This window comes from Streptomyces sp. NPDC001401, from assembly GCF_042895385.1.
In the GTDB taxonomy this organism is placed as follows: Bacteria; Actinomycetota; Actinomycetes; order Streptomycetales; family Streptomycetaceae; genus Streptomyces.
The window spans coordinates 192,363-205,562 of sequence record NZ_JBIAWI010000019.1; the positions used below are offsets into that span (position 1 = coordinate 192,363).

The following is a 13,200-nucleotide window of genomic DNA, read 5'->3' on the forward strand; positions in this document are numbered from 1 at the left end:
CCATGACGCTCGTCAAGGAAGCGCCCGCCCGTCCGGCGAAGAAGCGGTCCGCCGCTCCTGTGGCCGGGCGGCGCGGGCGGCGCCGCGAGAACCTCGCCGGCTATCTCTTCGTGTCGCCGTGGATCGCGGGGTTCCTGCTGCTCACGGCGGGGCCGATGATCGCGTCGCTGTACTACGCGTTCACCAGCTACAACCTGTTCACGCCGCCCAAGTGGGTGGGTCTCGACAACTTCACGACGATGTTCCAGGACCCGCGCTGGCAGAAGTCGGTGCAGGTCACGCTGAAGTACGTCGTCGTGGCCACACCGCTCAAGCTGTTGCTCGCGCTCGGTGTCGCACTGCTGCTCGCGCACAAGCGGCGCGGACAGGCCCTGTACCGGGCCGCGTTCTACATGCCCTCGCTCATCGGCGCCAGCGTGTCCGTCGGCTTCGTATGGCGAGCGCTGTTCTCCGACGACGCGATCGTGGACCGTACGCAGAAGATCTTCGGTCTCAATGTCGGGGGCTGGATCGGCAACCCGGACTACGTCATCTACGCGCTGGTGGCCCTGAGCATCTGGCAGTTCGGCGCACCGATGGTCATCTTCCTGGCCGGCCTCAAACAGGTACCGCGGGAGTTGTACGAGGCCGCCGAGATGGACGGGGCCGGGCCCTTCAGGCGGTTCTGGAACATCACGCTGCCGATGATCTCCCCAGTGCTGTTCTTCAATGTGCTGCTGGAGTCCATCCACGCGTTCCAGGTGTTCGGCTCCGCGTACGTCGTCTCCGACACCCGGTGCGGGCCCGCCGACGCCACGCTCGTCTACACCTGTTACCTCTACCAGAAGGGCTTCAAGGAGGCCCAGATGGGCTTCGCCTCCGCGATGGCATGGACGTTGGTGGTCGCGGTGGCGCTCGTCACGGCGGTCCTGTTCTGGTCGCAGAAGAAGTGGGTGCACTACGAGGAGGCCGCCAAGTGACCAGTGTCAGCGCCCCTGTCGTGCGCACCGCGAGTGAGCGGCGGCGCACCGGATCGATCGCCTGGCACCTGGGCGCGCTCGTCATCCTCGCGGTCATCCTGTATCCGGTGATCTGGGTGGTCGGTGCCGCCTTCAAGCCGGGCAAGGACATCATCGCCAGCCTCGACCTGCTGCCTGCCAGGCCGGTCTGGGCGAACTTCTCCGGGCTCGCCGACGGCATCTCCGGCATCTCCATCAGCAGCTTCTTCGTGAACTCGCTGATGTACGCGGGCCTTGCCGTGGTCGGTGTGGTGCTGTCCAGCTCGCTGACCGCGTACGCCTTCGCCAAGATCCGGTTCGCCGGGCGGAACCTGCTGTTCACGCTGATGATCGGCACGCTGCTGCTGCCGTATCACGTCCTGCTCATCCCGCAGTACGTGATGTTCCGAAAGCTCGAACTCGTCGACACGCTGGTGCCGCTCGTCGCGGGCAAGTTCCTGGCCACGGAGGCGTTCTTCGTCTTCCTGATGGTGCAGTTCATGCGCGGGCTGCCGCGCGAGCTGGACGAGGCCGCCAAGCTGGACGGCTGCGGTCATCTGCGGACCTACTGGTCCATCGTGCTGCCGCTGTGCCGCCCCGCCCTCATCACCAGCGCCATCTTCACCTTCATCAACGCGTGGAACGACTTCATGGGGCCTTTGATCTACCTCAACACCCCCTCCAAGTACACCGTTTCGCTCGGCCTGATGATGTTCCGCGACCAGGAGGGCATCTCCAACTACGGCAGCATGATCGCGATGTCGCTGGTGGCGCTGGTGCCGGTCATCGCCTTCTTCATGGCCTTCCAGCGCTACCTGATCGACGGCATGGCGACTTCCGGACTGAAGTGAAAGGGCTGAGGCGGTCACCATGGCGCAAGCACGTGTGAAGGCCCGCAAGGAGTCGGTCTTCGGCGAGCGCTTCGCGGTCTTCGCCGAGTGTCTGCTCACCGGCGTGTGGATCGCCGTGGCCTGTCTCGGGGTCGTCACCTACCCTGCCGCCTTTGCCGCCGGAGCACGGCATCTGCGGCGTCGTACGGCTCACGAGGGCGGCGGCCGGCGGGAGTTCGTCGCGGACTTCCGGGCGGCCGTGCGCGGCGGGTGGGCCGTCGGGCTCGTCGGCTGGGCGGCGGTCGCGGCCGTCTGGGTGGACGTCCTGGCCGCGCGGGCCGGGATTCCGGGTGGGCCGGTTGTCGGGGCCGTCGGCATCTTCGCGCTGATCGGACTGGCTGTGGCTCTGTTGCGGGCGGCTGCCGTCTGGACGCCCGGCGCTTCCTGGCGAGCGCTGCTCACGGATGCCGGGCGCCGGACCGTGCTGGATCCCGCCGGGTCCTTCCTCGTTGTCGCCGGGCCGGCTGTCGTGGCCGTGTCCGCCTGGTTCATTCCACTGCTCGCGGTCCCCGTCCTTGGGGCTGTCGCGGCCGCGGCCGTCGCCGTGGAGGAGCGGTACCGGCGCCGGTGACGGCGGCGCCCCTCGTACAAGGCCGGCGCTCCCGGGCGCCGTACCTCTGTCTGTCATGCCCCTGACCAGCCGCACGGAAAGAAACGTCCCGCACGGATAAGGAAAGGCTGAACTCTCATGTCTCCCATCCCTCGCAGGTCCCTCCTCAAGGCGGCCGCCGTCGCCGGAGCCGCGGCGCAGTTCAGCTGGGCCCTAGGAGCCAAGGACGCTCAGGCTGCGCCCAGAGCCGAGGCGGCGGACGCCGATCCCGTCACGCTGGACTGGCTGGAGGACGGCGGTCTGGGTGCCGCCCCCGGTTCCACCGTCGGTGTCCCGTGGCCGAAGGGCGCCTACCGGCCCGACCAGACCTTCGCGCTCACGGACGCGGACGGCAAGGCCGTGCCCGTGCAGTCGTGGCCGATTGCGTACTGGCCGGACGGCTCGCTCAAGTGGTCGGCACACGCGGTGAGTTCGGGCTCCGGCAAGCTCACTCTCGCCGCCGGTGACGCGGCCGCTCCCGACAAGAAGGTCACCGTGGACAGGAGCGGCGGCACCATCGATGTGTCGACCGGCGTGATCACCGCGAAGATCGGCAAGAACGGCTCCACGATCATCAAGTCGGTGACCCGTGGAGCGACGGAGATCGCCAGGAACGGGCGGCTCGTCCTGATCCGCCAGCCGGAGATCGAGGACGAGGACCAGGGCACGGTCAGGACCGAGCGCTTCGACGGCGCCATCGGCGAGGTGACGGTCGAGCAGGACGGGCCGGTCCGGGCCGTCGTCCGCGTCGACGGCAAGCACCGCAAGGGCGACCGGAGCTGGCTGCCGTTCTCCATCCGGCTGTACTTCTACGCGGGGGCCGACTCCTTCCGCATGGTGCACACCATCACCTATGACGGCACACAGGAGCCCGGCAAGGCGAGCGGCGACTTCATCCGCGGGCTGGGGGTGCGCTTCGGCGTTCCGATGCGGGACGAGTCGTACGACCGGCACATCCGCATCGGCGGCGAGGGCACCGGTCTGCTGCGGGAGGCGGTCAAGGGGATCACCGGTCTGCGCCGCGACCCGGGCGCGGCCGTGCAGGCCGCGCAGTACGCGGGGCAGAAGCTGCCCGATCCGTCCACCTGGGACCAGCGGGTGACGACCCGGCTGCAGTACATCCCGGAGTGGGGCGACTACACGCTCGCCCAGCTCTCCGCCGACGGCTTCACCCTGCGCAAGCGCACCAGGAAGGGGTACGGCTGGATCGGCGCCGGAGGCGGAAAGCGGGCCTCCGGCTTCGGGTACGTCGGCGGGGTCGGCGGCGGATTCTCCTTCGGGCTGCGGGACTTCTGGGAGAAGCACCCCGCCCAGCTCGACATCCGCGACGCCCACACCGACGAGGCCGAGGTCACCCTCTGGCTCTGGTCGCCCGAGGCCCAGCCCATGGATCTGCGCTTCTACCACGACGGCATGGGACAGGACACGTACGCCAAGCAGCTCGAAGGCCTCAACATCACCTACGAGGACTACGAGCCGAAGTTCGGCACCCCCTACGGCATCGCCCGCACCTCCGAACTCCTCTTCTGGGCCAACGAGTCGACACCCTCCGCGGAGGATCTGGCCCAGCAGGTCGAGGCCGTGCGGGTGCTGCCGCAGCTCGCCGCCCCGCCCAGGCAGCTCATCAAGGCCAAGGTCTTCGGCCCGGGCCTGTACTCCGAGCCCGACCGCTCCACACCGGCCAAGGCCAAGATCGAGGACCACCTCGACTTCCTCTTCACCTACTACAAGGACCAGGTGGAGCAACGCCGTTGGTACGGCTTCTGGGACTACGGCGACTTCATGCACTCCTACGACACCGTCCGCCACCAGTGGCGCTACGACGTCGGCGGCTACGCCTGGGACAACTCCGAGCTCTCGCCGGACATCTGGCTCTGGATGGCCTACATCCGCTCCGGCCGCGCGGACATCTTCCGCTTCGCCGAGGCGCTGACCCGGCACACGGGCGAGGTCGACGTCTACCACCTGGGCGACTGGGCGGGCCTCGGCACCCGGCACGGCGTCCAGCACTTCGCCGACAGCGCCAAGCAGCAGCGCATCGCCAACACCACCTACCGGCGCTACTACTACTTCCTCACCGCCGACGAACGCGTCGGCGACCTCATGCACGCCAACGTCGACTCCGACGAGACCTTCCTGGTCCTGGACCCGCAGCGCAAGGTCCGCACCGACCCGTACACACCCGACCGGCACGCCCTGTCGATCGGCTTCGGCACCGACTGGAGCGGCCTCGTGTCCGCGTGGCTGACCGAGTGGGAGCGCAAGGGTCCCAAGTGGGAGAAGGCCAAGGCGCGCGTGCTGTCGACAATGGAGGGCATCGCCGCCCAGCCCAACGGCTTCGTGCAGGGCAGCGGGCTGTACGACCTCGACACCGGCAGGTTCGCCGTCTCCTCGACGCCCGTGGTCTCCGTCTCGCACCTCTCGGCCGTCTTCGGCCTCAACGAGCTGTGCGCCGAGCTCATCGATCTCGTCGACATGCCCAAGTTCGACGAGGCCTATTTCGACTACTGCCGCTACTTCAACGCCACCAAGGCCGAGCAGAAGGCTCGTTACGGATCCGACTTCGGCACCCTGCTGCTCTTCCAGGGCCACTCGCGCCTCGACGCGTACGCCGCCGTCCGGACCGGCGACGAGGCGCTTGCGAAGCGCGCGTGGACGAAGTTCTACAGCTCGGACGGCTACACGGAGGCTTCGCCGTGGAAGACGGAGCAGCTGAGCGGCCCGGTGACGCTGGTCCCGGGCAGCGAGGCCGCCTGGGTGTCGTCGAACGACACCGCCCTGTACGGCCTCGCCGCCATCGAGAACCTGGCGCTCCTCGGCAACAAAATGCCTTCGTAGAGCGCCAGTTGGCAGAGGGCTAGCTCATCCTCCCCAGGACCTCCCGCACCCGCCGGACGTTCCGGATCCGCTGTTCGTACGTCGCACCCAGGGCGAGCAGCAGCAGTCCGGCGAGGGCGGGAGGTACCCAGCGGGGGAGCGCGCCGGCCATCTGGACCAGGTACGGGGCGAGCTCGTGCAGGGCAACCAGGACCAGCACCGAGCCGCCGAGCACGAGGGGTGCCTGCAGGCGGTGCCGGGCGCCCAGCAGGATGATCAGCAGGGCAGCCGTGCCGAGCAGCAGCGGGCGCGTCCAGTTGGGGTCGTCCCAGGCCGCGACGAGGCTCGGCAGCAAGGTGGCGGCGAGCCCGGCGCCGTACGCCGTCCACGACGACGCCTGCGCATCGCGGACCCTGCGCCAGGCGCCGACGCACAGCGCCGGGACGGTGACCGGGAGCGTGTACGCCTCGACGGAGCCGACGTCCCAGGCCGCCAGCCGCACCCAACTGGCCAGCAGGAACAGAACGGCGGCCGCGTAGCCGACGGGACGGCGGTCGGAGCGTACGGCCACTCCCGCCGCGATCACTGCGCACAGGGCCAGCACCAGGGCGAGCATCGGCGGGGCGGTGATCGCGAGGCCGACGGCCAGCAGTCCGGCGGCGGCTCCGGTCACTTCTACCGGCACGCGCGCGTGCGTCTCGCCCAGACGTGCGGCAAGCAGGGCCGCCGCCAGGGGGACCACCAGGACCAGCAGCGCGGTGTGCTGCGGACGCCAGTCCGCCGCCGTGCCCGTGGCGCACGCGAGCGCGGTGGCGTACACGAGCGCAGCCGGGGCGGTGACGGGCGCGAGGTGCAGCCGCAGCGAGGCAGTCGCGAACAGCGCGGTCAGGACGGCCAGCACGGTGAGGGTGGCCGTCTGGGAGGCCAGGGAGAGGAAAACGAGGGAGAGCGAGCCGCCGAGGGCGAGAGCGGTGGCGGTCCCCGGCAGGAGCCGGAAGGCCGCCGCCGCGAGCGCCGCGCCGGTCGCCGCGCCCTGCAGCAACAGGGCGGCGGAATAAGGAAGTTGGAAGACCGCCGGCAGCGTCATGACCGTGGCCCAGACGAGAACCGTCGCGCCGATCTCTGCCCATGGCCGTCGGGCCTCACCGCGGACCAGCAGGGCCAGAACGGCCGCGACGACCACCGGGCCGAGCAGCAGCTGCCCGGGGTACGGCGGCCACGGCATGTGGACGGCCACCGCGGCCCGCGCGTCCGAGGGGACACCGGTCCACCAGCGCTCCGCCCAGCCCAGCGGACCCACCAGCGCGACCACGACCAGCGGCAGCGCACAGGCCACGGCGACTGCCTGCACCGCGCCGGAGGCCTGGACCAGCCCCCGCCGCAGAGGCTCGGGCAGCCGCACCCGCAAGACCGCCAACAGCGCGACGCCGCACGCCAGATACCCCGGCACCGTCCACCCGTCGGGCAGTGTCACCCGCAGCACACCACCGCCCGCAGCGACCAGGAACAGGCCGCCCGCCACAGCGTTGCCCGTGGCCACGGCAGGCTTCGGCAGCCGCCATGCGGCGCCCAGCGCGATGGCCGCCGCCAGGGTGAGGAGCGCCGCCGCACGGGCGGCGGCGCTCGGGCCGGCTGCACCCCAGGAGAGCCAGCCGGCCGTCAATGCGCCCAGGGCGCCCGTGCCGTACGCGCCGACGGAGGCGAGGACGCGTACGGACTTGGCGGTCACCCGGAGCGCCACAGCCGCGTCGAAACCGGCCGTCACCAGGAGCGCGGCCGTGATCCCGAACGACCCGGCCGTGGCCGAGATCGCCCAGAAGAACAGCGGGAGTTGGGCCGCGGCCAGCGCCGCGGGCAGGGGCAGCCGCAGCTCGGCCGCGCGCGGCAGCAGGCCGTACGCCGCCCAGAGCCCCGCCAGCAGCGCCGAAGCGATCGCCGTGTACCCCGCGCCGTCCGTCCCCATGAAGGCGACCTGCTGCAACGCGTACGCGTCCAGCACCGTCAGCGCCAGCCCCAGGCCGGCCACCGACTCGGCCGTCGAACGCAGCCCGCGCTTCAGCAGGAGAAACGGTGCACCGAGCGCGGCCAACGTGACCGCGCCGAGCACGAGGGCCCGCCCCGCGATCCCCAGATGCCCCCAGCTGACCAGCGTGAACACCATCGCCGCGACGGTGAGCAGCACCCCGCCGAGCAGCAGCAGAACGTTCTGCACTCCGGGTGCGGTGGCCTCCGTGCGAGGCGCCTCGACGGGTGCCTGCGGTGCCGGATGTATCGGGCGCGCCGCCTGAAGCGCGGCCACCAGCCAGGCGCGGCGATTGAGCAACTGGGCCCGGCGGGCGTCAAGTTGCCAGAGCTCGGCGTCGAGGAGCCGCAACTCCTCGGCCGGGGGCGGAACATGCGTCATGCCTCGGAGTGTGGTCCGCGTCACGTCGTACGGCATGAGTGCACGTACTCAGAACGTACTCAGATCACGCCAGTGCGCCGTCCGGCTGCCTGGCGAACGCGCCGGATGCGGGCAGACTCCCCTCATGGACTGGACGCACTACCGCTTCCGTAGCCTCTGGGCCCTGCCCGCATCGCCCGCCACCGTGTACGAGGCGCTGGAGCGGGCCGAGGAGTACCCCCGGTGGTGGCCCCAGGTGCGGGAGGTGACCCGGCTCGACGACACCACCGGCGTCGTACGGGTCCGGTCGCTCCTCCCGTACGACCTGCACTTCACCGCCCGCGAGACGCGCCGCGACCCCGTCGCCGGGGTCCTGGAGATCGCCATGTCCGGCGACCTCGAGGGCTGGGCGCGCTGGACGATCACCGCGGCGGACACCGGCACCCTCGCCCGCTACGAGCAGGTCGTCGACGTGAACAAGCCACTCCTGAGGCGGCTGGCCGTACCGGGGCGGCCCGTGTTCCGCGCCAACCACCGGCTGATGATGCGGGCCGGGCGGCGAGGGCTGGTCGCGCACCTCGAAGCGGTTTGAAGGAAACCGGCGAAGACCTGTATGGTTCAGTGCGTTCCCGGGCGATTAGCTCAGTGGGAGAGCGCTTCGTTCACACCGAAGAGGTCACTGGTTCGAACCCAGTATCGCCCACCGGGAAAGGCCGGTCCGCAGCAGCGGACCGGCCTTTTTGATGCTCTCACGCCGCCGCCGGCAGATCCGGCCGCAGCGGCCACTCCGGGTTCACGATCTCCTCCGTGCCGCTCTTCGCGAACCACGCCTGCAGGCCGCGCGCCTGGGCCGCATGCCATGTCGTCTGCAGGGTGTGCAGCTCGGCGGGGGAGAGACGCTCCAGCCGGGTGGCGAAACGTCGCCCGAGGGCCCGTACGACGTCCAGTGCGGCCTTTGCGTCCGCGGCCGCGTCGTGCGCATCCTCCAGCGTGACGCCGTAGTGCGCGCACAGGTCGGTCAGGGTGCGGCGGCCCTTGCGGTAGCGGTCCAGGTGCTTGTCGAGCACGCGCGGGTCGAGCACGCGCAGCGTCGACGACTCGAACCAGCGGTCCAGCGACGAGGCGCGATGGCGGCGCAACTCGCGGTCCAGGAGCGTCAGATCGAACGGCGCGTTCATCACCACGAGCGGACGGGCCATCGCCGCCTGCTCGGCCAGTTCCTCGGCTATCTCGTACATCACGGGCGCCGGCCAGCGGCCGTTGAGCGCCAGGTGTTCGTCCGTCAGTCCGTGCACCGCCGTCGCCGCCTCCGGCACCGGCACACCCGGGTTGACCAGCCAACGGGTCATCCGGGGCCGGCTGCCCGGGGCGTCCTGGACGACGACGGCGGCCGACACGATCCGGTCGGTCTCGACGTCCACGCCCGTGGTCTCCGTGTCGAAGGCGGCCAGGGGCCCCTCGTACCAGGTCGTCATGCCTACACAACTCCTCGTTCACCCACGGCAGCTGACGTCCCGTCTTCTGCCTGTTTGGTGATACCCGGGCTGTTTGCGCCGTACGCCGGAAGGACACAACAGGAGTACGGGTCTTTGCAGTTCAGAGGCCCGCAACGGGGAATCACTTGGCGTGGAAGGCTGTTGGTCATGGCGATAGCGCAGCCCGAGCGGGGCGGGCTGCTGCCCGAACGTACGGGCCCCCTTCGCGGCACACTCGCCACCACCGCCTGCATGGAGACACTGCAGGTGGGTTATCTGCACGCGGTCGCCGCGGCGGCCGGCTGCTCGCTGTCGCAGCCATTTCCGGACAACGGCATCGACTGGCACGTCAGTCACGGCTCGCCCGGGCACACCGTCGACGACGAGGTGACCATCAAGGTGCAGCTGAAGTGCACGTACCAGGTCCCGCCGAACCCGCCGGGGCGTTTCTTCTCCTTCACGCTCGACAACGACCATCTGCGCAAGCTCGCGCGCACGCCCGTCTCGGTGCACAAGATCCTGGTCGTGATGCTCGTCCCGAGATCCCAGGACGACTGGCTGCGCGCCAGCCACGACCGTCTTGACCTGCGGCACTGCTGCTACTGGGTCAACCTGGCCGGCCAGCCGGTCACCGGGCGGACCCGGACCACCGTGCGGATACCGACCTCACGCATCTTCGACGACCGAGCGCTGTGCGAGATCATGACGCGGGTCGGGTCGGGAGGCAGACCATGACGCACCGCCCACTGGAGGAGCCGCTGCGGCCGGTGCGGCCGCACCCGGTCGAGGCCTCCTGGCACCGTCCCCCCGAGCCCGACGAGGTCGACCCCGCCGTGCTCAGTGCTCTGCTGCTCCGGCACGGCTGGCAGCGCCGCGGCGGCGCCGCCGGACGGTACGGCCGCTGGACCCCGCCCGGCCCCTCGGGCGGCGGGACGAGCCTGCTCGTGCCCGAGAGCCGCGCGTTCCCCGACAGCGACGACCTGCTCGGCGAGGCGCTCGTCGCGCTGACCCGCAGCGGCACGCCCTCCGCGCGCGAGGTACTGGTCGGGCTCGCCGTGCCCAGCGACGAGATCCGCTGGTGGCGGGATGTGCCGAGCGGTCCCGCCGACTCCGCGCCCTGGGTGGTCGAGGAGCAGCTGCGCGCCTCCGCCCGCCAGATGCTGCTCGCCGGAGCGCTCGCCACGCGCGCGCGTGCGGGCTATTACGGTGCCCGGCACCGCCGCGCCGCCGCCGCGCTGCTGGAGAGCGTCCTCGTCGGCTCCGCGGCGGGGGGAGGCCGGCTCACCGCCTTCGTGCCCGTCGGTACGGGGCGGCCGCTCGCCGTACGCCTCCACCAGGCCCTGTACGCCGCCCGCGAGGCCATCGACTACCGGCGCGCCACCGGCGGCATGGACGCCTTCGACGGCGCCGTCGAGGCGGGCGTGAGCCGCGAGCTCACCGAGGCGCTGATCACCCTGGTGCGTGGCACCGAGGGCGCGAGGATCGCCGTCGAGTGGGCGCCGGCCGCCGGGGTGCCCGAGGACTGCGTGGCGGGTGTCGAGCCGGTGGAGTTCTCACCCGGCGACCTGCCCGTGCTGCGCCAGGCCGGGGCCCGCTATCTGCGCGAGGAGCCCTCGGTACCCGTCCGGATCACCGGCACGGTGGTGCGGATGCGCAGGTCGGGGCCGCGCGGGGAGGGCAGCGTACGGCTGCGCGTGATCGCCGGAGCCGAGGTCCCGCATGTCCGGATCACACTGGACGAGGAGGACTACCGCATCGCCGGGCACGCCCACCTCGTAGGCCTGCCTGTGCGGCTGCACGGGCGGCTGGAGAGCCGGGGCGGCTTCCGACGGCTGACCGGGGCCTCCGGGGTGGCACCGGTGCAGGTGGAGGAGGCCGAGCGGGACCGGCTCATGAAGTCGCTGCAGGAGAACCTCGACTTCTTCGAGGAGGCGTGCAGCGGGGAGGACGACGACTGAGCGCGGGCCTGCGTTCACAAAGGGCAACCGTTTCGCGGTCGGAGGGTCGGGGTCGGTACGATCCCCTATTGCGCGCGCTCCTGGTATGGCGCCGCACCCAACCTTCAGTCAGGAGAGACCGGTGTCAGACGTCCGTGTGATCATCCAACGCGATTCCGAGCGGGAAGAGCGCGTGGTGACGACGGGCACTACGGCCGCCGAGCTCTTCGCCGGCGAGCGCTCGATCGTCGCCGCGCGCGTGGGAGGCGAGCTCAAGGACCTCGCCTACTCGCCGGCCGAGGGCGAGGTCGTGGAGCCGGTGGAGATCACCTCCGAGGACGGTCTCAACATCCTGCGCCACTCCACCGCGCACGTCATGGCGCAGGCCGTGCAGGAGCTGTTCCCCGAGGCCAAGCTGGGCATCGGCCCGCCGGTCAAGGACGGCTTCTACTACGACTTCGACGTCGAGAAGCCGTTCACGCCCGAGGATCTCAAGGCCATCGAGAAGAAGATGCAGGAGATCCAGAAGCGCGGGCAGCGCTTCAGCCGTCGTGTGGTGACCGACGAGGCGGCCCGCGAGGAGCTGTCGAACGAGCCGTACAAGCTGGAGCTGATCGGCCTCAAGGGCTCCCCGTCCTCGGACGACGGCGCAGACGTCGAGGTCGGCGCCGGTGAGCTGACGATCTACGACAACCTGGACGCCAAGACCGGCGAGCTGTGCTGGAAGGACCTGTGCCGCGGTCCCCACCTGCCCTCCACCCGGAACATCCCGGCGTTCAAGCTGATGCGCAACGCGGCCGCCTACTGGCGCGGCAGCGAGAAGAACCCGATGCTCCAGCGCATCTACGGCACCGCCTGGCCCTCCAAGGACGAACTCAAGGGCTACCTCGACTTCCTCGCCGAGGCCGAGAAGCGCGACCACCGCAAGCTCGGCTCCGAGCTCGACCTGTTCTCCATCCCGGAGCAGATCGGCTCCGGCCTCGCCGTCTTCCACCCCAAGGGCGGCATCGTCCGCCGTGTGATGGAGGACTACTCGCGCCGCCGCCACGAGGAGGAGGGCTACGAGTTCGTCTACACCCCGCACGCGACGAAGGGGAAGCTCTTCGAGACGTCCGGGCACCTGGACTGGTACGCCGAGGGCATGTACCCGCCCATGCAGCTCGACGAGGGCGTGGACTACTACCTCAAGCCCATGAACTGCCCGATGCACAACCTGATCTTCGACGCGCGCGGCCGCTCCTACCGTGAACTGCCGCTGCGCCTCTTCGAGTTCGGGACCGTGTACCGGTACGAGAAGTCCGGCGTCGTGCACGGTCTGACCCGCGCCCGCGGCTTCACTCAGGACGACGCGCACATCTACTGCACACGCGAGCAGATGTCGGAGGAGCTCGACAAGACGCTCACCTTCGTCCTCGGCCTGCTGCGCGACTACGGTCTGACCGACTTCTACCTGGAGCTGTCCACCAAGGACCCGGAGAAGTTCGTCGGCTCCGACGAGGTCTGGGAGGAGGCGACGGAGACCCTCCGCCAGGTCGCCGAGAAGCAGGGCCTGCCCCTGGTTCCCGACCCGGGCGGCGCCGCCTTCTACGGGCCGAAGATCTCCGTCCAGACCAAGGACGCCATCGGCCGGACCTGGCAGATGTCGACGATCCAGCTCGACTTCAACCTGCCGGAGCGCTTCGACCTGGAGTACACGGGGCCGGACGGCTCCAAGCAGCGCCCGGTCATGATCCACCGCGCTCTGTTCGGCTCGATCGAGCGGTTCTTCGCGGTGCTCCTGGAGCACTACGCGGGCGCCTTCCCGGCATGGCTGGCCCCCGTCCAGGCGGTCGGCATCCCGATCGGCGACGGGCACGTCGAGTACCTGGAGAAGTTCGCCGCGGCCGCGAAGAAGCAGGGCCTGCGGGTCGAGGTCGACTCCTCCTCCGACCGTATGCAGAAGAAGATCCGCAACGCCCAGAAGCAGAAGGTGCCCTTCATGGTCATCGCGGGCGACGAGGACATGTCGGCCGGTTCCGTCTCCTTCCGCTACCGCGACGGTTCGCAGGAGAACGGCATCCCGTTCGACGAGGCCATCGCGAAGATCGCGAAGGTCGTCGAGGAGCGGACGCAGGTCTGACCCTTCGTCTTCC

General features: G+C 70.2%; 10 protein-coding genes and 1 tRNA gene. 9 read left to right on the top strand and 2 right to left on the bottom strand.

All coding sequences use genetic code 11. The features are described from left to right. Positions 1-2 precede the first annotated feature (2 nt). The 4 genes from ACFY10_RS43570 (at position 3) to ACFY10_RS43585 (ending at position 5,294) form a co-directional block, all read left to right on the top strand. Positions 3-959, top strand: coding sequence for a carbohydrate ABC transporter permease (locus ACFY10_RS43570; protein ID WP_390670886.1), 957 nt, complete (start codon positions 3-5; stop codon positions 957-959). Further along, on the top strand, positions 956-1,828 hold the full coding sequence (locus tag ACFY10_RS43575; protein ID WP_390670887.1) for a carbohydrate ABC transporter permease: 873 nt from the start codon (positions 956-958) through the stop codon (positions 1,826-1,828). Before ACFY10_RS43570 ends, ACFY10_RS43575 begins: the two co-directional genes overlap by 4 nt. A 19-nt stretch (positions 1,829-1,847) precedes the next feature. After that, complete coding sequence (locus ACFY10_RS43580; protein WP_390670888.1) at positions 1,848-2,438, top strand: hypothetical protein; 591 nt, start codon at positions 1,848-1,850, stop codon at positions 2,436-2,438. Between the two features lie 117 nt (positions 2,439-2,555). Next, positions 2,556-5,294, top strand: coding sequence for a Tat pathway signal sequence domain protein (locus ACFY10_RS43585; protein ID WP_390670889.1), 2,739 nt, complete (start codon positions 2,556-2,558; stop codon positions 5,292-5,294). Positions 5,295-5,313: 19 nt separating this feature from the next. Here ACFY10_RS43585 and ACFY10_RS43590 read toward each other — a convergent pair whose 3' ends face one another. Next, positions 5,314-7,713 (bottom strand): SCO7613 C-terminal domain-containing membrane protein, encoded by a 2,400-nt coding sequence (locus ACFY10_RS43590; protein WP_390670890.1) that lies wholly within the window; start codon positions 7,711-7,713, stop codon positions 5,314-5,316. 88 nt (positions 7,714-7,801) lie between these two features. Here ACFY10_RS43590 and ACFY10_RS43595 point away from each other — a divergent pair, with 88 nt between their 5' ends. Continuing rightward, positions 7,802-8,248: an SRPBCC family protein gene (locus ACFY10_RS43595; protein ID WP_390670891.1), complete on the top strand. Its 447-nt coding sequence runs from the start codon at positions 7,802-7,804 to the stop codon at positions 8,246-8,248. Between the two features lie 39 nt (positions 8,249-8,287). Beyond that, positions 8,288-8,359: transfer RNA gene (locus ACFY10_RS43600), tRNA-Val, on the top strand. Between the two features lie 46 nt (positions 8,360-8,405). Here ACFY10_RS43600 and ACFY10_RS43605 read toward each other — a convergent pair. Then, positions 8,406-9,131 carry a 3'-5' exonuclease gene (locus ACFY10_RS43605; protein ID WP_390670892.1) on the bottom strand — a complete coding sequence of 242 codons (726 nt, stop codon included), beginning with the start codon at positions 9,129-9,131 and terminating at the stop codon, positions 8,406-8,408. 168 nt (positions 9,132-9,299) lie between these two features. Between ACFY10_RS43605 and ACFY10_RS43610 the strand changes: the two genes are divergently transcribed. From ACFY10_RS43610 to thrS, 3 genes are all read left to right on the top strand, one after another. Further along, positions 9,300-9,866 carry a DUF4365 domain-containing protein gene (locus ACFY10_RS43610; RefSeq protein ID WP_275774182.1) on the top strand — a complete coding sequence of 189 codons (567 nt, stop codon included), beginning with the start codon at positions 9,300-9,302 and terminating at the stop codon, positions 9,864-9,866. Next, a complete protein-coding gene (locus tag ACFY10_RS43615) occupies positions 9,863-11,089 on the top strand; it encodes a hypothetical protein (protein ID WP_390670893.1) in 1,227 nt (408 codons plus the stop codon). Before ACFY10_RS43610 ends, ACFY10_RS43615 begins: the two co-directional genes overlap by 4 nt. Positions 11,090-11,210: 121 nt before the next feature. Further along, positions 11,211-13,187: a threonine--tRNA ligase gene (thrS, locus tag ACFY10_RS43620; protein ID WP_390670895.1), complete on the top strand. Its 1,977-nt coding sequence runs from the start codon at positions 11,211-11,213 to the stop codon at positions 13,185-13,187. The last annotated feature ends 13 nt before the right edge of the window (positions 13,188-13,200 follow it).